Source organism: Chelatococcus albus, assembly GCF_030067675.1.
GTDB lineage: Bacteria > Pseudomonadota > Alphaproteobacteria > Rhizobiales > Beijerinckiaceae > Chelatococcus_A > Chelatococcus_A albus.
In genome coordinates this window covers 315,014-333,515 of the sequence record NZ_JASJEV010000003.1, presented here as the reverse complement: position 1 = coordinate 333,515, position 18,502 = coordinate 315,014, and the positions used below count along the sequence as shown (strand labels likewise).

Sequence of the window (18,502 nt, the reverse complement as noted above, 5' to 3'; positions counted from 1 at the left end):
GGAGATGGTTGCTGTCTTCTTCTTGGCTCTCGTCGCCATAGCGGTCGCCGCCTATCTCGCCGGACGGCTGAAGGGGCAGCGCCTTGTCGCCGCCGGGGCGCGCCTCCACTCCCTGCCGACCTACCACGGCCTCTTCCTCGCTGTCGCCTGCGTCATCCCGATGCTCGCCGTCGTCGTCGCCTGGACGCCGCTTGCGCCGCGCGTCGTGGAGAGCCGGGCGATCGCCGCCTTGCCGGCCGACCTGCAACCCAAGAGCGAGCTCGAGCACGACGCGCGGCTGCGGGAGGCGCGTCTGGTCGCCGTCGGCCAGTATGCGGGCGCGCCGAGCCCCGGGCTCGCGGCCGCGGGTGAGGCCTATCGCTCGGCGCGCGCAGCTGCCGAGGTCCTGCTGCTCGCGCTCGGCATCGCCGCGGCGGCCGGTGGCTTCGTCTGGGGCTCTCGCCAGCTTGCTCCCGACTTCCGGGCGCGCAACCGCTTCGAACGCGTGACGAAGGTCGCGCTCATCGCCTGTTCGGCGGTGGCGGTGCTGACCACGGTCGGCATCGTCTTCTCGGTGTTGTTCGAGACGCTGCGCTTCTTCGGCCGCTATCCCTGGCACGACTTTCTCTTCGGCCTGCAGTGGTCGCCCCAGATCGCCATCCGCGCCGATCAGGTGGGCCAGTCCGGCGCCTTCGGCGCCGTGCCGCTCTTCGTCGGCACCACGCTCGTCATGCTGATCGCCATTCTCGTCGCGGGACCCGTCGGCCTCTTCGCGGCGATCTACATGTCGGAATATGCGACGCCGAAGTTCCGGGCGGTGGCCAAGCCCGTCCTCGAGGTTCTCGCGGGCATCCCGACGGTGGTCTTCGGCTTCTTCGCCGCGCTCACGGTCGCGCCTTTCATCAAGAGTACGGGCGAGGCGCTCGGGCTCTCGGTCGCGTCGGAGAGCGCGCTCGCGGCCGGCCTCGTCATGGGGGTGATGATCATCCCCTTCGTCTCGTCCCTGTCGGACGACGTGATCAACGCCGTGCCCCAGTCGTTGCGCGACGGCTCCTACGGCATGGGCGCCACCAGGTCCGAGACGATCAAGAAGGTTGTCCTGCCGGCGGCCCTGCCCGGCATCGTCTCGGCGCTGATGCTCGCCGTCTCGCGCGCCGTCGGCGAGACGATGATCGTGGTGATGGCGGCGGGGCTCGCGGGCAACCTGACCTTCAATCCGCTCGAAGCGGTGACGACCGTCACGGTGCAGATCAAGACGCTGCTCGTGGGCGATCAGGAGTTCGACAGCGCGAAGACGCTCTCGGCCTTCGCCCTCGGCTTCGTGCTCTTCTTCTTCACGCTCCTCCTGAACGTCGTGGCGCTGCGCATCGTCCGCAAATATCGAGAGCAATATGACTGATCTCGCCGCACCTCTGACGCGTGCCAGCGGCGCCGGGCTCTCGCCGGACGCGGCCAGGGCGCGCATCCGCCGACGTTATCGCGCGGAAGCCCGTTTCCGCCTCTACGGCATGCTCGCCGTCGGCTTCGCCGCGCTCATGCTCGTCGTGCTGATCGCCGACGTCGTGAACAAGGCCTGGCCAGCCTTCTTCGAGACGCGTGTGAGGCTCGGCGTCACGCCGACGCTGGAACAGGTATCGACCGACGGGAAGCTCGAGCGCACCTCGCTCATGGGCGGCGACTACGACGCGGTGCTGCGGACGAGCCTGCAGGAGCTCTTCCCCGGCGTGAAGGATCGCGCCTCGCGGCGCAAGCTCTTCAACGACCTCCTGTCGACCGGGGCATCCGCCGCCGTGCGCGAGCGCGTGCTCGCCGATCCGTCCCTCGTCGGCAAGACCTTCACGGTGCCGGCGCTTCTCGACGATGCAGCCGACCTCTATTTCAAGGGCCTGATGACCGGGCGCTCCGAGCGCGGCGGCCGCGGCACGCTCATCCCGAGCGCAACGACCGGCGAAATCACGCTCACGAGCACGGCGGATGATTTCTCGGCCGATCTTGCCGATACGAAGCGCGCGCTCGCGGCCACCGCCCGCAGCCTCAGGCGCGAGGCCGAGCGTCTGCTCCGCAGCGCCGCGGCTCTGCCTGCCGGGGACGAGCGCGCCAGGCTCGAGCAGCAGGCCGCCGAGATCGTCGCCCAGGCCGCGGACAAGGAACAGCGCCTCGCAGCGACCGGCGGGGCGGAGCCGCTCGACGCGAGCGAGCCCTCGAAGCTCGTCGTGCTCGATGGGGGCATCATCAAGCTGACTTCGCTCGGCACGAACGAGGCGACGGGCATCGTGCTCGCGCCCCTCGCCTCGACCCAGCCGGCGGCAGCCGGGTCCTGGAAGGTCGTGACGCTGGACCAGCCGGAGGCCAACCGCAAGCTCGGCGACCAGCAGATTGCCTGGCTCGAACAGCTGCGCGACAAGGGCCTTGTCGAGCGCGCCTTCGCCACGCGCTTCTTCACCTCCGGCGACAGCCGCGAGCCGGAGCAGGCGGGCATCCTGGGCGGACTCGTCGGCTCGGCCCTCACCATGCTGGTCACGCTCGTGCTGTGCCTGCCTGTCGGGGTCGGGGCTGCGATCTATCTCGAGGAATTCGCCCCGAAGAACCGGCTGACCGACCTCGTCGAGGTCAACATCAACAATCTTGCGGCCGTGCCGTCGATCGTCTTCGGTCTGCTCGGTCTCGCGGTATTCCTCAACTTCTTCGGCCTGCCACGCTCGGCGCCGCTCGTCGGCGGCCTCGTGCTTGCGCTGCTCGTCCTGCCGACGATCATCATCGCGAGCCGTGCGGCGCTGAAGGCCGTGCCGCCGTCGATTCGCGAGGGGGCGCTCGGCATCGGGGCGTCGCACCAGCAGGCGGTCTTCCACCACGTGCTGCCGCTCGCCATGCCGGGGATCATGACGGGCACCATCATCGGCATGGCGCACGCCCTCGGCGAGACGGCGCCGCTGCTCCTCATCGGCATGGTGGCCTTCATCGTCGACGTGCCGGCTGCGGTGACGGACGCCGCCACGGTGCTGCCGGTGCAGATCTTCCTCTGGTCCGATCTGCCCGAGGCCGCCTTCCAGGCCAAGACGGCGGGCGCCATCATCGTGCTCCTCGTTTTCCTCTTCATCATGAACGGCGTGGCGATCCTGCTGCGGCGCCGCTTCGAGCGTCGCTGGTGACGCGCTATTTCCCGGGAGTGAGCCATGACGACGATGCCGCAGATCGACCTGGCCGGAGCAGGGGTGCAGCCCGCGACCGCCGTCGCCAAGCCCAAGGTCGTCGCCCGCGACGTGAACGTGCACTACGGCGAGAAGCATGCCCTGCACAATGTCTCGATCGACATTCCCGAACAGGCGGTGACCGCCTTCATCGGCCCCTCGGGCTGCGGCAAGTCGACGTTCCTGCGCTGCATCAACCGCATGAACGACACGATTGCGAGCTGCCGCGTGACCGGGCGCATCGAGCTCGACGGCGAGGATATCTATGACCGTTCGCTGGACGTCGTGCAGCTGCGCGCCCGTGTCGGCATGGTCTTCCAGAAGCCGAATCCCTTCCCGAAATCCATCTACGAGAACGTTGCCTACGGTCCGCGCATCCACGGCCTGGCGCAATCCAAGGCCGAGCTCGACGAGATCGTGGAGCGCAGTCTGAAGCGCGCGAGCCTCTTCGAAGAGGTGAAGGACCGCCTCGACGCGCCGGGCACGGGGCTTTCCGGCGGCCAGCAGCAGCGCCTGTGCATCGCGCGCGCGATTGCGGTGAGCCCAGAGGTCATCCTGATGGACGAGCCCTGCTCGGCGCTCGACCCCATCGCCACAGCGCGCATCGAGGAGCTGATCGACGAACTGCGCGAGAACTATACCATCGTCATCGTCACGCATTCGATGCAGCAGGCGGCGCGCGTTTCGCAGCGCACGGCCTTCTTCCACCTGGGCAAGCTCGTGGAACAGGGGCCGACGGAGCACATCTTCACGACGCCTGAAGACAAGCGGACGCAGGACTACATCACCGGGCGCTTCGGCTGAGACGAGGCGAGCGCCGCCCGCGAGCCGGCGCGGCGGCGGCCCGATAACGAAAAGGATCGTGAGCCATGTCGGAACATATCGTCTCGTCCTTCGACACGGATCTCGACACGCTGCGCAGCAAGATCGCGGAGATGGGCGGGATCGCGGAGAAGATGCTGGGCGACGCGACGCTCGCCCTCGTGCGGCGGGACGCGGCGCTCGCCCAGACCATCATCGCCGCCGACGCGAGGCTCGACGCCCTGCAGCGCGACATCGAGGAGCGTGCCATCCTGACGATCGCCCGCCGCCAGCCGATGGCCGTCGACCTGCGCGAGGTAGTGTCGGCCATCCGCGTCGCCGGCGACCTCGAGCGCATCGGTGACCTCGCCAAGAACACGGCGAAGCGCGTGGTGGCGATCAGCGGCGAGCTGCAGCCGCCCAAGATCGTCGGCGGCGTGCAGCACATGAGCGATCTCGTGCAGGCGCAGCTCAAGGATGTGCTCGACGCCTACGCCCAGCGCGATGACCAGCGCGCCATGGACGTGTGGCAGCGCGACGAGCGCATCGACGCACTTTACACCTCGATCTTCCGCGAGCTCCTCACCTACATGATGGAGGACCCGCGCAATATCACCTTCTGCACGCATCTCCTCTTCCTGGCGAAGAACATCGAGCGCATCGGCGATCACACGACCAATGTCGCCGAGACGATCCACTACCTCGTCACGGGCGTTGCGCTGAGCGTCGAGCGGCCGAAGGGCGACAAGTCGAGCTTCACCACGACCGAAGCGGTCGACAAGTGATCCGGGGACAGGTGACGGGACCATGGGCACGCGCATCCTGATCGTCGAGGACGAGGAGCCGCTGACGCTTCTCCTCCGCTACAATCTCGAGGCCGAGGGCTACGAGGTCGACAGCGTCGCGCGCGGCGACGAGGCGGAAATCCGCCTGCGCGAGCAGGTGCCGGATCTGGTGCTGCTCGACTGGATGCTGCCCGGGCTCTCCGGTATCGAGCTGTGCCGGCGCGTGCGCGCCCGCAGCGAGACCGAGCGCATGCCCATCATCATGCTGACCGCGCGCGGGGAGGAGGGCGAGCGTGTCCGCGGCCTCGCCACCGGCGCTGACGACTATGTGGTGAAGCCCTTTTCGGTCCCGGAGCTCCTGGCGCGGGTGCGCGCGCTGCTGCGTCGCGCCAAGCCCGGCCACGTTGCGACGCTGCTCGTCGCCGGGGACATCGAACTCGACCGGGAGACCCGGCGCGTGCGCCGCGGCGGTCGCGAGCTGCACCTCGGGCCGACCGAGTTCAAGCTCCTCGAGTTCCTGATGCAGAGCCCGGGGCGCGTCTTCACGCGGGAGCAGCTGCTCGACGGCGTGTGGGGGCACGACGTCTATATCGACGAGCGCACGGTCGACGTCCATGTCGGGCGGCTGCGCAAGGCCATCAACCGGCCGCGCCGGCCCGATCCGATCCGCACCGTGCGCGGCGCAGGCTATTCCTTCGACGAGACGTTCGCCGCCGCGGTGAGCTGAGACCGCCCCCGGCATCCTCTCGGCCGCAGCCGATGTCGCGCGGCCCGAGGGGCACGGGCCGCGGGAGACGGTCACGAAAAAGGGCGGCTGCGGCCGCCCTGCGCCTCTGGATGATCGGCGACGCGCCCCGTCCGGTCAGGCCCGGACCGCCTTGCGGTCGCGCTTGCGGTCGGTCGCCGGCTGGTAGGCGATGCGCGCATGGTAGGAGCAATAGGGAAGGCCCGTCACCGACTTCGCACCGCAGAAGCGGAATTCGGCCGAGGTGGGGTCGCCCATCGGCCACCGGCACATGAACTCGCGCAGCTCCATGATGGTGACGCGCTCGGAGAGCGGCACCACCACGTTCTCGCGGGGGGCGGGAGCTTCCTCGACCTCGGGTTCCGCCTCGGGCGCGGCCGACGCCGCCAGCGCCACGTTGCCGCGCACGGCGGTCGGGTTGCCGTGGCTCATGGGATGGCTCGGAGGCCGCGTCACCTTGGTCCGCGGGCGGGAGGCGGCGGGCGTCGGAGATTTGGCGCGCCCCGACAGGCCGAGGCGGTGCACCTTGCCGATCACGGCATTGCGCGTCACGCCGCCGAGCTCGGCCGCAATCTGGCTGGCGCTCAGGCCGTCGGACCAGAGCTTCCGCAAAAGCTCCACCCGCTCGTCGCTCCAGGTCTGGCTCGGATCGCTCATCGCTGCCTCCGCACGGGATATCTCGTCGGCTCGCGGAATCCCTCGCCGATCGCGACGAGGCGATGACGCCCTGTCGCGAACCACCCGACTGATACGTCGATGGAAAGTCCGCCGCACGAGATGTCGTAGTCGACGGGTCGGAAACTACAATATGCCGGAAGTCCGGTGCAACAGTCCGGCGGATTGCGCGGCTTTTTTCCCCAAGATGATGACGTTCTGCGGGCAGTGCAGCGCGCCGGCGATGATGGCTCGGATCAGCGCCTTTGAATTGACAGCACCGGCGCCCCATCTAGAATTGCGTTCGTGCCGCCCCCATTGGGGCGGCACTTTGATTTTCCGGGGATTGCCGGAAAACCATCCCACTCCGGAGCGGAGACTGACACCGTGACTTCGCCGTTGCTGCCAACCTATGCGCGTGCCGATGTGGAATTCGAGAAGGGCGAGGGCGCCTGGCTCGTGGCGCGCGACGGGCAGCGATATCTCGACTTCGGCGCTGGCATTGCGGTCAACGCGCTCGGGCACGCCCATCCGCACCTCGTGAAGGCGCTCACCGAGCAGGCGCAGAAGCTCTGGCATACCTCCAACATCTTCCGCATCCCCGAAGGCGAGCGGCTGGCCCGGCGCCTCGTCGATGCCACCTTCGCCGACCACGTCTTCTTCACCAATTCCGGGGCGGAAGCGCTCGAATGCGCCATCAAGATGGCGCGCAAATATCATTCGGCCTGCGGCAACCCGCAGCGCTTCCGCGTCGTCACCTTCGAAGGGGCGTTCCACGGCCGCACGCTCGCGACCATCGCCGCCGGCGGCCAGAAGAAGTACCTGGAAGGCTTCGGCCCGAAGGTCGAAGGCTTCGACCAGGTGCCCTTCGGCGACTGGAAGGCGCTCGAGGCCGTCATCGGCCCTGAGACGGGCGCGATCCTCATCGAGCCCATCCAGGGCGAGGGCGGACTGCGGCCGGTGCCGCCGGCGGACTTGAAGCGCCTGCGCGCGCTCTGCGACGAGAAGGGCCTGCTGCTCATCCTCGACGAGGTGCAGACGGGGGTGGGGCGTACCGGCAAGCTCTTCGCCCACGAATGGGCCGGCATCACGCCCGATATCATGGCGGTCGCCAAGGGCATCGGCGGGGGCTTCCCCATGGGCGCCTGCCTGTGCACGCAGGAGGCCGGCAAGGGCATGACGGTCGGCGTGCACGGCACGACCTTCGGCGGCAATCCGCTCGCCATGGCGGTGGGCAACGCCGTGCTCGACGTCGTGCTCGAGCCGGGCTTCCTGGAGCACGTGCGCAAGGTGGGGCTCCTGCTCAAGCAACGCCTCGCCGAGCTCAAGGACCGCCATCCGCACATCATCGCCGAGATCCGCGGCGAAGGGCTGATGCTCGGTCTCAAGCTCAACGTCCCCAACACCGATTTCGTCAATGCCGCGCGGCAGCAGAACCTGATCGTCATCGGTGCCGGCGACAATGTCGTGCGCCTCCTGCCGCCTCTCATCATCGATGAGGCGGAGATCGCGGAGGGCTTTGCCCGCCTCGACGCCGCCGCGAGCGCCATGGAGGCCGAAATCCGGGGTGTGGCCCAGCGGGGAGCGGCGGAATGATGCGGCCCGACCCACGCCATTTCCTCGATCTCACCGATTTCTCGAGCGAGGAGCTGCGGCGCGTGCTCGACGCGAGTGCCGCCATCAAGGCCCGCCGCCGCAAGGGCGAGCCGGCCGGCGAGCGCCCGCTCGCCGGCAAGGTGCTCGCCATGATCTTTGACAAGCCGTCGACGCGCACGCGGGTTTCCTTCGATATCGGCATGCGCGAGCTCGGCGGCGAGACGCTGATGCTCACGGGCAGCGAAATGCAGCTCGGCCGCGGCGAGACGATCGCGGATACGGCCCGCGTGCTGTCGCGCTACGTCGATGCCATCATGATCCGCATCCTCGATCACGATGCCATGCTCGAGCTCGCGCGCCATGCAACGGTGCCGGTCATCAACGGACTGACCAAGCTCACGCATCCGTGCCAGATCATGGCCGACGTGCTCACCTTCGAGGAGCACCGCGGACCCATCAAGGGGCGGACCGTCGCCTGGTCGGGCGATGCCAATAACGTGCTCGCCTCCTGGGTCCATGCCGCGGCGCGCCTCGACTTCACGCTCAACATCGCCAGCCCGCCGGAGCTGTCGCCGAGCGAGGAGCTGATGGCCTGGGCGCGCCGGGAGGGCGCGCGCGTGTCGCTGACCACGGACGCCTTCGAGGCGGTCGCCGGGGCGGACGCGGTCGTCACCGACTGCTGGGTGTCGATGGGCGACGAGGACGAGGGGCGACGGCACAATCTCCTGCAGCCCTACCAGGTCAACGGCAAGCTCATGGCCGCCGCCGCCAAGGATGCCATCTTCATGCATTGCCTGCCTGCCCACCGCGGCGAGGAGGTGACGGACGAGGTCATGGACGGTCCTCAGTCCGTCGTCTTCGACGAGGCGGAGAACCGCCTGCATGCGCAGAAGGGCATCCTCGCCTGGTGCCTGGGGGCGCTCGAAGGATGACGGTCGCCCTGCGTCACGAGGGGGACGACCGCGTACTGCCCTTCGCGGTCGAGGGGCTCGACGTGCGCGGTCGGGTCGTGCGGCTTGGGGCATCCATCGACACGATTCTGGAGCGCCACACCTATCCGGCGCCGGTCTCGCGCGTGCTTGGCGAGGCTGTGGCGCTCACCGTCCTCCTCGGGGCGTCACTGAAGTTCGAGGGGCGCTTCCAGTTGCAGACGCGCAGTGACGGGCCGGTCGACATGGTGGTCGTCGATTTCGACACGCCGGATCGCGTGCGCGCCTGCGCACGATTCGATGCGGAACGGCTGGCGGGGATCGCAGCCGAAGGCGCGCCTTCGACGGGCACGCTGCTCGGCCAGGGTCATCTGGCGCTGACCATCGACCAGGGGGCCGACATGGCGCGCTACCAGGGTGTGGTCGCGCTGCAGGGGCAGGACTTCCAGGAGGCGGCGCACCAGTATTTCCGCCAGTCCGAACAGATCCCCACCTTCGTCCGGCTGGCCGTGGGCGAGGAATTCATCAGTGCGGAAGGCAAAGCCCGGCACAGTTTCCGCGCCGGCGGCCTCATCATGCAGTTCCTGCCGAAATCGCCGGAACGCATGCGCCAGGCAGACCTGCATCCCGGAGATGCGCTGCAGGATCAGAACATCACCCTGGCCCGCGTCGAGGACGACGCCTGGACGGAAGCCAAGGTCCTGGCGGAGACGATCGAGGACCACGAGCTTCTCGATCCCAACCTGTCGAGCGAGCGGCTGCTCTACCGCCTGTTCCACGAACGTGGCGTGCGCGTCTTCGAGGCCTCCGCGGTGCACGAGGCCTGCCGGTGCTCCACCGATCGCATCCTTGCCATGCTGCATCGGTTCTCGCCGGAGGATCGTCGGGACATGGTGGGGGACGACGGTCGCATCGGCATCACCTGCGAGTTCTGCTCGCGTCACTACGATTTCGACCCGGCAACGGTGGAGGCCGGCATCGAAGCGTCGCAAGCCTGATCATCCGACGGCGTTGCATGCGAGGGGCCCGCTGGCGGGGCGGGCCGGTGACGCGAACGGCGGGCGCCGGTCCTGCCCGACACCCGCGCGGGTCCTGCCTTGGTCCTGCCGGCGCAGGGCGGCTCTACAGGTCGAAGGCTACGATCTCGCAGTTGGCGAAGCGGTGACCCATCAGATGGAAGAAGAAGGTGCCATGCCCGACCACGGCGATCGAGCGTTCGGGACGGGCGGCGAGCCACGCGCGGAAGGCGTGGGCGCGCTCCTCGACGACGGCGATCGGCTCGACATGGATGCCACGTTCGTCGGGGGCGCCGTCGTTGTGCCACCACACCTCGTCGAGATGCCCGAAGGTGAGCTCGGGAAAGTCCCGCGCGAGAACCGACGGCGGCCGTCCGACGTCGCAGCTGTTGGCCAGGTGCTCCCGGTGCAGGGCCTCGACGAGGATGGGCGGGTTCTGCGGATGGCCGCCGAACAGGCCGAGGGTGGTTTGCAGCGCGCGCGTCAGCGGCGAGGTCACAACGAGTTCGTAGTGCGTATCCGCCACGGCTGGTGCCGTTGTCCGCACCTGCTCATGCCCCAATGCCGAGAGCGGAGCGTCGAAATGCAGCGGATCGGCCTGCGTCACCTCGAAGAGCGCATTGAAGGTCGATTGCCCATGGCGGATGCAGTGGATGATCTTCTTCATGGGTGGGCGTCTCGTGCGCCTTACGCCGCCAGGCTCGCCGCGAGCCGGCGCAGGAATACCGCGCCCGCCTCGAGATCGGCGAGGGTGATGTACTCGTCGGGCTGATGCGCCTGGTCGATGGACCCGGGGCCACAGACGACGGTCGGGATGCCGGCGGTCTGGAAGCGGCCAGCCTCGGTGGCGTAGGGCACGGCGATCGTGCGGTTCCTGCCGGCGAGGCGCAGCGCCAGGGTCTCGGCGGTGGACCCCGGTTCGGGCGCGAGGCCGGGCACCGAAACCTCTATGCGGGTCTCGATGCGCGCGTCGGGAGCGGTGCGGCGCATCTTCGGCAGAACCACGCTGTCCGCGAAATGGGCGAAGCGGGCGGGGATCTCGCTCTCGTCGAGATCCGGCAGGCCGCGGAACTCCCAGTGGAAGTGGCATTCCCTGGCCAGGATGTTGCGCGCGGTGCCGCCGTTGATGGTGCCGACGTGGATCGTCGTATAGGGCGGGTCGAAGCGCCCCGAGGCATCGCCGCGCCGAACGTAGTCCTCCGCCATGCGGCCGAGCTCCGTGACGAGCTCTGCCGCCGCCATCACCGCGCTCGCGCCGAGCGCGGGTTTGGAGGAGTGCGCCTCGTGTCCGTAGACGCCGGTCGTGAGCGTGATGACGCTCTTGTGTGCGTCTGTGACCTCGAGGCCCGTCGGCTCGCCGACGAAGACGGCGATCGGGCGCGGCAGGTCATGGCCCATGCGACGGATGCCGTCGACGACGCCGAGGCAGGTCGTCTCCTCGTCATAGGACAGGAAGATGTGGATCGGCGTTTCGAGCCGTGCTGCCAGGAATTCCGGAACCAGGGCGAGTGCCGTGGCGCAGAAGCCCTTCATGTCGACGGCGCCGCGCCCATAGGCTCGTCCGTCGGCCACTCGCAGCGCGAAGGGATCGCTCGTCCAGGCCTGGCCCGCGACGGGCACCACGTCGGTGTGGCCGGAGAGCACGACGCCGCCTCGGTCGGACGGGCCGATGGTCGCGAAGAGCGCCGCCTTGTCGCCGGTGGCGTTGGGGATGCGGACGAAGGGAACGTTCCAGGCCTTCAGGTAGTCCTCGACGAAGGCGATGAGCGGCAGGTTCGACTTCGTGCTCTCGGTGTCGAAGGCGACGAGCCGCGCGAGCATGTCGAGGGGCGTGAGACGAGGGCCGGTCATGAAGGCTCCGGTAGGATCTGGTGAAAGGCGGTCGGTCCTGGGGCGCTCACCCGCGCGAAGGAGGAGCCCCGGCGGCGATCTGCGTCTTGCTCCAATCGGTTCGAACGCGCCGCCCACCCGGGTGGCTGCGCCGCTCGCGGCGGCCATGCGTTCAATGCACGACGCGCTTCACATAGGGGCTGTCGAGCGGGAAGAGCGGAATCTCGACGGGGAAGGTCTCCCCGCTGCGCGTCACCATGGTGTAGTCGCCCGTCATGGTTCCGTGCGGCGTGCCCAGCGGGCAGCCGCTCGTGTAGGAATAGGTGTCGCCGGGCGCGAGCACCGGCTCCTCGCCGACAACGCCGGCACCGCGCACCTCGTGCAGCTGTCCGGTGCCATCGGTGATGCGCCAGTGGCGCGTCTTGAGCTGCACGGTTTCCTTGCCGAGATTGGCGATCTCGACGGTATAGGCCCAGAAATAACGGCCATCGGCGGGCGCCGACTCCTCCTCGAGGAATTGCGGTTCCACGGTGACGCGGATCCCGCGGGTCACGGCCCTGTACATCGTCGCGGCTCCGTGAACGGTCCTCAGCGGACAACATTCTCCCGAGCGTGGTAAGCCCCGATCCACGAAGCGTCAATTGGCGCTGCTGTCACGCAGGGGATGGAGCGATCATGCTTGACGGCGTCATGCGCCGGCTCATCGACCCGCCGCTCACCGAGACGGGCCGGGTGGTCGCAGGGTGGGGTATATCGGCAGATGCGGTGACGATCGCCGGCTTCGTCCTGGGTCTTGGCGCGGCTGCCGGCGTGGTCGCGGGCCACGATGCGGTGGCCTGCGCGGCGCTCATCCTCGGCCGCCTCGCCGACGGGCTCGACGGTGCGGTGGCGCGGGCGACGCAGCGGACCGACCGCGGCGGCTTTCTCGACATCGTCTGCGACTTCGCCTTCTACGGCCTCTTTCCGCTCGCCTTCGCGCTACGTGACCCGGCGGTGAACGCCTTGCCGGCCGCCGTGCTGCTGGCGAGCTTCTACATCAATGGTGCTACTTTCCTGGCCTATGCGGCAATCGCCGCGAAGCGTGGCCTGGAAACGACCTCGCGCGGGGTGAAGTCGATCTACTTCACGGCGGGTCTCGCGGAGGGAACGGAGACAGTCCTCGCCTTTGCCGCGATGACGCTTCTTCCCGGGCATTTCCCGCTCATCGCCTACGCCTTCGCTGCGATGACCTTCATCACTGCCGCCGGCCGCATCGCGCTCGCCTGGCGGGCGTTCGGGGATCGCTGAGAGGTGAGGCGGAGCACGGCGACAGGGGTGGGCGCTTGGCGGGCGCTGCCACCTGCGCTAGGAGGGCGGACCGTCCGCCGCTGCGCCCCGCCGAGGACCCATGGTCTCCGTTCTTCCCGGCATCCAGTCTGCCGAAACGATCGCCGCCTTCATGGAGGAGGGTATCGTCCGTGCGCCGGCGCCGCTCGTGCCGGGGCAGATCCAGCCGGCGAGCCTCGATCTGAGGCTCGGTGCCAAGGCCTATCGCGTGCGCGCGAGCTTCCTGCCGGGGCGGGAGCGCAGCGTGCGCGAGCGGCTGCAGGGGCTCGCGCTGCATGAGATCGATCTCACGCGCGGCGCGGTGCTCGAGACGGGCTGCGTCTATATCGCCGAGATCCTCGAGGGGCTCGCTCTGCCAGGTGCCGTCTCCGCCGCCGCGAACCCGAAGAGCTCCACGGGGCGGCTCGACGTCTTCACCCGCGTCATCGCAGATCGCGCTCGCGAGTTCGACATGATCGACGCGGGCTATGAGGGCGTGCTCTTCGCCGAGATTTCGCCGCGCACCTTCCCCGTCCTCGTGCGCACCGGCTCCCGGCTGTCGCAGCTGCGCTTCCGTGTGGGGGCGAGCCGCCTCGATGACGTCGAGCTCAAGGCCGTGCATGCGCGCGAGCGCGTCGTCACCACGGCCGAGCCCTCGATCCAGGGCGGCGTTGCGGTAAGCGTCGACTTGTCCGGTTTCGGTGACGGGCTGGTCGGCTACCGCGCCAAGCGCCACACGGGGCTCGTCGATGTCGATCGTGTGGGCGTCTATCCCGTCCGCGAGTTCTGGGAGCCGCTCCATGCCGACGGCGCGGGGGCGCTCGTGCTCGATCCGGGCCAGTTCTACATCCTCGCCTCCAAGGAGGCCGTGCACGTACCGCCGGACTATGCGGCCGAGATGGTGCCCTTCGATCCGCTGGTCGGCGAATTCCGCGTGCACTACGCCGGCTTCTTCGATCCCGGCTTCGGCCATGCCGGGGCGGGAGGGGCCGGGGCGCGCGCGGTGCTCGAGGTGCGCTCGCGCGACGTGCCCTTCATTCTCGAGGACGGGCAGATCGTCGGTCGCCTCGTCTACGAACGCATGGCAACGCGCCCGCGCGTCCTCTACGGCGCGGAAGCCGGCTCCAACTACCAGGCGCAGGGCCTCAAACTCTCCAAGCACTTTCGCATGGAAGCATGACGGCCGGGCGGCCTCAGCCGAAGAGTTTCAGGAGCTGCCGCGCCGCACCAAGGCCGACGACGAGCATCAGCGCGCCATAGCCGATCATCCACAGGCGCTTCTCGCGCTCGCTGTCCCAGCCGGATTGATTGCTCATGGTCGGCAACGCCCTCTCGTTCGCCGTGACGTCACGTGGGATCGGCGCGTATCGCACGGCCGTGGTCAAGGCCGATCCCGCCGCATGCGATATCAATCGGATGCGCCATGCCGCAGCCGGGTCCGGCAATAAACTAGGATGTTTCTGGTGCGTCTCGAAGCGGTCTCGATGGCGCAGGGCGCAACGGCAGTGGGTGGCGCCGCATGTCCGTCGATTGCGGAAGCGAAATCCGGTGAACGGAGAGCGTACCCTGATGACAGGAAGACCCGAACCCGCTATCTAGGGGTGCGTCGCGCCGCTGGCGGGGCCGGAAGTCCGGCGGGCGGAGCGAGCGGGCCTTTGCAGGCAAAGGCTGGGCGGGTGTAGTTCAGTGGTAGAACGCGAGCTTCCCAAGCTCGATGTCGTGGGTTCGATCCCCATCGCCCGCTCCAAGCTTTCGCTCCAGTGCCGGCGTTTTCTGGCCGGGCGCAGGGCTTCGTGGAGGCGGCCGTGGGCATGGTCGGCGCACTTTCGAAATTCGAGCATGCGCGCCGCGACAGACGCGCCGCCTGGCTGCTCGTGGCGTCGGCGGCCGTGATGCTCCTTGGCGCGGGCTTCGCGCTGTGGGCGAGGCATGGCGACTTTCTCTTCGCGAACTATCTCCTGACGGCGCTCGCCGGCTGTTTCTGACGCCGGCCGCCATACTCATCGAGACGATCTGATGATGTCAGCCCGTGCGCGACGCCTTGCCATTCCACTCGCGGCCTTTCTCGCGGGCCTCCTCGTGCTCGGGGCGGCCTTGATCCTGGCACTCAGCCCCGGGCAGCAGCAGGCCCCTGGGGGCGCCGGCGTGGGCGGTCCCTTCACGCTCGTCCGGCAGGACGGGCAGACGGTCACGGAGAAGGATTTCGCCGGTGCTCCCTTCCTCGTCTTCTTCGGGTTCACGCACTGCCCGGATGTCTGCCCGACGACCCTCTTCGAAGTGTCGGAGGTGTTGCGCGCCGCCGGTGACAAGGGGAAGCGCGTGCGTGCGCTCTTCATCACCGTCGATCCCGAGCGCGATACGCCGGAGGTGATGAAGAGCTACCTCGGAAGCTTCGACGCGCGCATCGTCGGCCTCACCGGCTCGCCCGCCGCGATCGACGCCGTGGCCAAGGCCTACAAGGCCTATGCGAAGAAGGTGCCGCTCAAGGACGGGGGCTACACCATGGACCATACGGCCATCGTCTATCTGATGGACGCCAAGGGACGCTTCGTCGGCTCGTTCAATCTCAAGCGGTCGCCGGACGAGGCTGCGCGGGACCTGCTTCGCTACCTGTGACGGATCGCCCGCGCCCTCCCGGTGCCGAGCCGTGCTCCGTCTTGTTCCAGCGGGCGGGCGCAACGACGAGCTCGTGGATCGCGCGCCATGCGGCGAGCGAGACGAGCAGGTAGTAGATCGGCAACAGTGGCAGGTAGCGGGTCAGTGCCCCGAACCGCCGCCGCCGCAGGCCGGCGACCGCAGGCAGGATCATGGCCGCGAAACCGGCGACGAACAGGGTCAGCGCCACCGCGGCCACGGCGGCGCCGGCGAGGGAGGTCGGGGCGAGCAGGCGACCATCGAGGAGCGCTGCGGCGGTTACAGGCACGAAGATCGGGAAGGCGAGAGCGCTCAGCACGGTGCCGAGGCTCGTGGTCAGCGCGGAAAGAAAGTTCACCGGCCCGAGTTCCCGCAACGTGCGCAAGGGCTGCCGACCGTGCGTGATGCAGACCTGCATCCAGCCCTTCATCCAGCGCGTGCGCTGGTTCATCCAGTTGCCGAGCCGGGCCGGCGCCTCCTCATAGGTGGACGAGGGGAGATCGGCGACCCGGTAGCCGAGGCGCGCCAGCCGGAGCCCGAGGTCCGCATCCTCCGTGACGTTCCATGCGTCCCAGCCGTGCATCGCGCGCAAGATGGAGGTGCGGAAGTGATTCGACGTGCCGCCGAGCGGAATCGGCATGCGGTGGCTGCAGAGATACGGATTGAGAACATCGAACAGCGCCGCATATTCCAGGGCAAACATGGTTGGCAACCAGCCGGCATGCGGATTGTCGATGACCAGCCGTGCCTGCAGGCACGCGACATCGCGCGGCAGGCGGGCGAAGAACGTGGCGGCGAGGCGCAGCTGGTCGGGGGCCGGCAGGTCTTCCGCGTCGTAGATCACCGTGAAGGTGCCGCGAGCCAGAGGCAGCGCCACGTTGAGGGCGCGCGGCTTCGTCCGCGGCCGGCCCGGGGGCGCCACGACGATCTCGAAAAGCGGCGGCAGCGGCAGGGCGAGGATCGCCTTGCGCGTGGCGTGGTCGTCGCTCTCGAGGACGAGTTTGATGTCGAGCTTGGCCGGCGGATAGTCGAGTGCGGTCAGGCCGGCGATCAGGCGCCTCAGTACGCGCGCTTCGCGATAGAGCGGCACGATCACCGTGTAGACGGGCAGGTACTTGTCCATGATGGCGCCGGCGAGCCCCGGAGGCGCAGCGATCGGCGCCGGCTCGCAGGCGGCCGCGAGCCGCAGCATCACCATCCACAGGAAGAGGAAGCTCGCGCCCGAGACGAGGATCGGGAGGACGAGGGAGGTCGCGACGCAGGCGGCGAGCCCCAGCGCGGCGAGGATGGCGAGAAGGGCGAAAGCCTGCCTTCGTCCGAGACCGCCGCGGAAGGACAGGGCGGGGGCGCTCTCGGACAGCGTGTTCGCCGCACGATGGGCGATCAGTGCAGCCTTGCGCGCCATCAGCCGCGCCGCGAGCTGACGCGGCGTCGCGAGAGCAAGGCCGGGCTGCCGCACGCCGGAGGGGCTGCGCAGAAGTTCGCGTACGGCCGCTCCCCGTGGCGCGATGGCGAAGCGCAGGCCGCGGGGATTCGGCGCGAGCGGCACGATGCCGGCGAGGAGACCCTCGGGATAGCGGGCGCAAACGTCCGGCCGGGCATCCGTCGGCAGCATGGGCAGGCCGGTTTCCGCAGAGAGTGTGCGGTAGAAGTAATCCTCGTCGACGAAGCCGAGCGCGAGCAGCGCCTCCGAGGCCGTGACGCCCCAGCGCCGTGCGACGGCGGCGGCGTGACGCAGGTGGGGAACGGGCACGCCGTAGGCCGCGAGGAAGGCCACGTCCGCGGGCAGAGCCTCGGCGAAGGCGTTGCCGTGCGGGTCGTCGGCGCGGTGAGGGGAGCGTCGCGCCCCGGGCGGCGTGGGGAGGCGCCGGTCGTCGCGGGGATCACGGAGGTTCGCCCATGCGGGGGAGGGTGGTGGCAGGAAACGGGCGGCGCCTCCGGCGCGCGCGCTCGGCGTCGAGAAAGGCATGGCGCAATCACTGAAAAAAAAGTTCAGTCGAATGGACCCGTCCCGCAGGCGATGCGGTATGGGTAACGGAGTATTGACGCGTTTGCGGCGCTTCGTCGAGTGCCCGGTTGCCGAGAGCCGGCGCCGCGCGACGGGAGCCGCCGACACGAGCGGCTCGACGGGCGAATGGCGGGGATGGGACGGGCGATGCGGCGGGTGATGCGGCGGGTGATGCGGCTTCTCGCCGGGGGCACGCTGGCGCTCGCCATGGCGACGGGCGCGCCGGTCGGGATGGGGCTCGCCGCGGCGGCGGAGGTCGTCGTGCCGAATTTCTGGGATCCGCGGGCAAGGCCGGAGAAGCCCGAGCTGTCCGGTCTGCGCGTCATCCGTTTCCTGACCGAAGACGACTATCCACCGCTGCACTTCGCCGATCCGGAGGGCCAGCCGGCGGGCTTCTCCGTCGATCTCGCGCGCGCGGCCTGCGAGGCCCTGCAGATCACCTGCACCATTCAGGTGCGCCGCTTCGACACCCTGCTCGATGCGCTCGACGAGGCGCGTGGCGACGTCGTCGCCGCCGCCATCCCGATCACGGCGAGCCTGCGCCGGAGGTTCGCGGTCACCACGCCCTATCACCGCACACCGGCGCGCTTTGCGGCGCGCAAGGAGCCCGCGCCGCCCGAGCCGTCGGCGCCGGCGCTTGCCGGGCGCAGCGTCGCCGTGGTCGGCGGCTCCGCCCATGCGGCCTATCTCGAGGCCTTCTTTCCCCAGGCGGACCGCCGGAACTACCTCGATTTCGCCGCCGCCAGGGCGGCCTTGCGCCGCGGGGAGGTGGACTACCTGTTTGCCGATGGCCTGACGCTCGCCCTGTGGCTCAACGGCAGCGACGCGGCCGGATGCTGCACCTTCCGCGGCGGTCCCTATCTGGAAAGCCGCTTCTTCGGTGAGGGGGTCGGCTTCATCCTGCGTCCGGACGACGAACCCCTGCGGCGGGCGCTCGACTACGCCTTGCACAAGCTCTGGGACGACGGCACCTTTGCCGAGCTCTACCTGCGCTACTTCCCGGTGAGCTTTTATTGACGAAACCGGGGCGGG

Annotated in this window: 19 protein-coding genes and 1 tRNA gene; 14 read left to right on the top strand and 6 right to left on the bottom strand. The window is 69.0% G+C overall.

Annotated features, from left to right (window positions below; genetic code table 11):
- Window positions 1–4: 4 nt before the first annotated feature.
- From pstC to phoB, 5 genes are all read left to right on the top strand, one after another.
- On the top strand, window positions 5–1,378 hold the full coding sequence (gene pstC, locus QNA08_RS07205; RefSeq protein ID WP_283740001.1) for a phosphate ABC transporter permease subunit PstC: 1,374 nt from the start codon (window positions 5–7) through the stop codon (window positions 1,376–1,378).
- The gene (gene pstA / locus QNA08_RS07200) at window positions 1,371–3,128 is read left to right on the top strand and encodes a phosphate ABC transporter permease PstA (RefSeq protein WP_283740000.1); all 1,758 of its coding nucleotides are present in this window, start codon (window positions 1,371–1,373) and stop codon (window positions 3,126–3,128) included. The genes pstC and pstA overlap by 8 nt, the downstream gene beginning before the upstream one ends.
- 33 nt (window positions 3,129–3,161) lie before the next feature.
- Window positions 3,162–3,971, top strand: coding sequence for a phosphate ABC transporter ATP-binding protein PstB (pstB, locus tag QNA08_RS07195; protein ID WP_283740096.1), 810 nt, complete (start codon window positions 3,162–3,164; stop codon window positions 3,969–3,971).
- Between the two features lie 65 nt (window positions 3,972–4,036).
- Window positions 4,037–4,753: a phosphate signaling complex protein PhoU gene (gene phoU / locus QNA08_RS07190; protein ID WP_283739999.1), complete on the top strand. Its 717-nt coding sequence runs from the start codon at window positions 4,037–4,039 to the stop codon at window positions 4,751–4,753.
- 22 nt (window positions 4,754–4,775) lie between these two features.
- The gene (gene phoB, locus QNA08_RS07185; protein ID WP_283739998.1) at window positions 4,776–5,480 is read left to right on the top strand and encodes a phosphate regulon transcriptional regulator PhoB; all 705 of its coding nucleotides are present in this window, start codon (window positions 4,776–4,778) and stop codon (window positions 5,478–5,480) included.
- Window positions 5,481–5,615: 135 nt separating this feature from the next.
- Here phoB and QNA08_RS07180 read toward each other — a convergent pair whose 3' ends face one another.
- On the bottom strand, window positions 5,616–6,155 hold the full coding sequence (locus QNA08_RS07180; protein WP_283739997.1) for a GcrA family cell cycle regulator: 540 nt from the start codon (window positions 6,153–6,155) through the stop codon (window positions 5,616–5,618).
- Between the two features lie 384 nt (window positions 6,156–6,539).
- Between QNA08_RS07180 and QNA08_RS07175 the strand changes: the two genes are divergently transcribed.
- From QNA08_RS07175 to QNA08_RS07165, 3 genes are read left to right on the top strand one after another with little or no spacing between them, the layout of a single operon-like run.
- Window positions 6,540–7,748, top strand: coding sequence for an aspartate aminotransferase family protein (locus tag QNA08_RS07175; protein ID WP_283739996.1), 1,209 nt, complete (start codon window positions 6,540–6,542; stop codon window positions 7,746–7,748).
- Entirely contained in the window at window positions 7,745–8,680 is a 936-nt protein-coding gene (gene argF, locus QNA08_RS07170) for an ornithine carbamoyltransferase (RefSeq protein WP_283739995.1), read from the top strand. The genes QNA08_RS07175 and argF overlap by 4 nt, the downstream gene beginning before the upstream one ends.
- Window positions 8,677–9,675, top strand: a complete 999-nt coding sequence (locus QNA08_RS07165; RefSeq protein WP_283739994.1) for an Hsp33 family molecular chaperone — start codon at window positions 8,677–8,679, stop codon at window positions 9,673–9,675. The genes argF and QNA08_RS07165 overlap by 4 nt, the downstream gene beginning before the upstream one ends.
- Window positions 9,676–9,799: 124 nt before the next feature.
- Here QNA08_RS07165 and QNA08_RS07160 read toward each other — a convergent pair whose 3' ends face one another.
- The 3 genes from QNA08_RS07160 to apaG form a co-directional block, all read right to left on the bottom strand.
- Window positions 9,800–10,360, bottom strand: a complete 561-nt coding sequence (locus QNA08_RS07160; RefSeq protein WP_283739993.1) for a histidine phosphatase family protein — start codon at window positions 10,358–10,360, stop codon at window positions 9,800–9,802.
- A gap of 20 nt (window positions 10,361–10,380) precedes the next feature.
- Window positions 10,381–11,544, bottom strand: a complete 1,164-nt coding sequence (gene argE, locus QNA08_RS07155) for an acetylornithine deacetylase (protein WP_283739992.1) — start codon at window positions 11,542–11,544, stop codon at window positions 10,381–10,383.
- A gap of 151 nt (window positions 11,545–11,695) precedes the next feature.
- Window positions 11,696–12,088, bottom strand: a complete 393-nt coding sequence (gene apaG / locus QNA08_RS07150; RefSeq protein WP_283739991.1) for a Co2+/Mg2+ efflux protein ApaG — start codon at window positions 12,086–12,088, stop codon at window positions 11,696–11,698.
- A 110-nt stretch (window positions 12,089–12,198) separates the two neighbouring features.
- On the opposite strand from apaG, the gene QNA08_RS07145 reads away from it, so the two are divergent.
- Complete coding sequence (locus QNA08_RS07145; protein ID WP_283739990.1) at window positions 12,199–12,810, top strand: CDP-alcohol phosphatidyltransferase family protein; 612 nt, start codon at window positions 12,199–12,201, stop codon at window positions 12,808–12,810.
- 100 nt (window positions 12,811–12,910) lie between these two features.
- On the top strand, window positions 12,911–14,008 hold the full coding sequence (locus tag QNA08_RS07140) for a 2'-deoxycytidine 5'-triphosphate deaminase (protein ID WP_283739989.1): 1,098 nt from the start codon (window positions 12,911–12,913) through the stop codon (window positions 14,006–14,008).
- A gap of 13 nt (window positions 14,009–14,021) precedes the next feature.
- Here the strand turns inward: QNA08_RS07140 and QNA08_RS07135 are convergent, their stop codons facing one another.
- The gene (locus QNA08_RS07135) at window positions 14,022–14,144 is read right to left on the bottom strand and encodes a hypothetical protein (protein WP_283739988.1); all 123 of its coding nucleotides are present in this window, start codon (window positions 14,142–14,144) and stop codon (window positions 14,022–14,024) included.
- A gap of 356 nt (window positions 14,145–14,500) precedes the next feature.
- On the opposite strand from QNA08_RS07135, the gene QNA08_RS07130 reads away from it, so the two are divergent.
- The 3 genes from QNA08_RS07130 to QNA08_RS07120 all read left to right on the top strand — a co-directional run bounded on the left by QNA08_RS07130 (window position 14,501) and on the right by QNA08_RS07120 (window position 15,444).
- Window positions 14,501–14,575 (top strand) — tRNA-Gly (locus QNA08_RS07130).
- A 64-nt stretch (window positions 14,576–14,639) separates the two neighbouring features.
- Window positions 14,640–14,813, top strand: a complete 174-nt coding sequence (locus QNA08_RS07125; protein ID WP_283739987.1) for a hypothetical protein — start codon at window positions 14,640–14,642, stop codon at window positions 14,811–14,813.
- A gap of 34 nt (window positions 14,814–14,847) precedes the next feature.
- Complete coding sequence (locus tag QNA08_RS07120; RefSeq protein ID WP_283740095.1) at window positions 14,848–15,444, top strand: SCO family protein; 597 nt, start codon at window positions 14,848–14,850, stop codon at window positions 15,442–15,444.
- Here QNA08_RS07120 and QNA08_RS07115 read toward each other — a convergent pair.
- Window positions 15,395–17,431, bottom strand: a complete 2,037-nt coding sequence (locus QNA08_RS07115) for a glycosyltransferase family 2 protein (protein WP_283739986.1) — start codon at window positions 17,429–17,431, stop codon at window positions 15,395–15,397. The two genes, QNA08_RS07120 and QNA08_RS07115, sit on opposite strands and share 50 nt — an antisense overlap.
- 174 nt (window positions 17,432–17,605) lie before the next feature.
- On the opposite strand from QNA08_RS07115, the gene QNA08_RS07110 reads away from it, so the two are divergent.
- Entirely contained in the window at window positions 17,606–18,487 is an 882-nt protein-coding gene (locus QNA08_RS07110; protein WP_422679870.1) for a transporter substrate-binding domain-containing protein, read from the top strand.
- Window positions 18,488–18,502: the final 15 nt, after the last annotated feature.

What these genes read in the sequence shown, in the direction of transcription:
- QNA08_RS07180 (WP_283739997.1), bottom strand. Translation starts at nt 6,155, where the DNA reads ATGAGCGATCCGAGCCAGACCTGGAGCGACGAGCGGGTGGAGCTTTTG.
- phoB (WP_283739998.1), top strand. Translation starts at nt 4,776, where the DNA reads ATGGGCACGCGCATCCTGATCGTCGAGGACGAGGAGCCGCTGACGCTT.
- argF (WP_283739995.1), top strand. Translation starts at nt 7,745, where the DNA reads ATGATGCGGCCCGACCCACGCCATTTCCTCGATCTCACCGATTTCTCG.
- QNA08_RS07115 (WP_283739986.1), bottom strand. Translation starts at nt 17,431, where the DNA reads ATGCCTTTCTCGACGCCGAGCGCGCGCGCCGGAGGCGCCGCCCGTTTC.
- QNA08_RS07145 (WP_283739990.1), top strand. Translation starts at nt 12,199, where the DNA reads ATGCTTGACGGCGTCATGCGCCGGCTCATCGACCCGCCGCTCACCGAG.
- pstC (WP_283740001.1), top strand. Translation starts at nt 5, where the DNA reads ATGGTTGCTGTCTTCTTCTTGGCTCTCGTCGCCATAGCGGTCGCCGCC.
- QNA08_RS07140 (WP_283739989.1), top strand. Translation starts at nt 12,911, where the DNA reads ATGGTCTCCGTTCTTCCCGGCATCCAGTCTGCCGAAACGATCGCCGCC.
- QNA08_RS07110 (WP_422679870.1), top strand. Translation starts at nt 17,606, where the DNA reads ATGGGACGGGCGATGCGGCGGGTGATGCGGCGGGTGATGCGGCTTCTC.
- QNA08_RS07160 (WP_283739993.1), bottom strand. Translation starts at nt 10,360, where the DNA reads ATGAAGAAGATCATCCACTGCATCCGCCATGGGCAATCGACCTTCAAT.
- apaG (WP_283739991.1), bottom strand. Translation starts at nt 12,088, where the DNA reads ATGTACAGGGCCGTGACCCGCGGGATCCGCGTCACCGTGGAACCGCAA.
- pstA (WP_283740000.1), top strand. Translation starts at nt 1,371, where the DNA reads ATGACTGATCTCGCCGCACCTCTGACGCGTGCCAGCGGCGCCGGGCTC.
- QNA08_RS07120 (WP_283740095.1), top strand. Translation starts at nt 14,848, where the DNA reads ATGTCAGCCCGTGCGCGACGCCTTGCCATTCCACTCGCGGCCTTTCTC.
- phoU (WP_283739999.1), top strand. Translation starts at nt 4,037, where the DNA reads ATGTCGGAACATATCGTCTCGTCCTTCGACACGGATCTCGACACGCTG.
- argE (WP_283739992.1), bottom strand. Translation starts at nt 11,544, where the DNA reads ATGACCGGCCCTCGTCTCACGCCCCTCGACATGCTCGCGCGGCTCGTC.
- QNA08_RS07165 (WP_283739994.1), top strand. Translation starts at nt 8,677, where the DNA reads ATGACGGTCGCCCTGCGTCACGAGGGGGACGACCGCGTACTGCCCTTC.
- QNA08_RS07135 (WP_283739988.1), bottom strand. Translation starts at nt 14,144, where the DNA reads ATGAGCAATCAATCCGGCTGGGACAGCGAGCGCGAGAAGCGCCTGTGG.
- QNA08_RS07125 (WP_283739987.1), top strand. Translation starts at nt 14,640, where the DNA reads ATGGTCGGCGCACTTTCGAAATTCGAGCATGCGCGCCGCGACAGACGC.
- pstB (WP_283740096.1), top strand. Translation starts at nt 3,162, where the DNA reads ATGCCGCAGATCGACCTGGCCGGAGCAGGGGTGCAGCCCGCGACCGCC.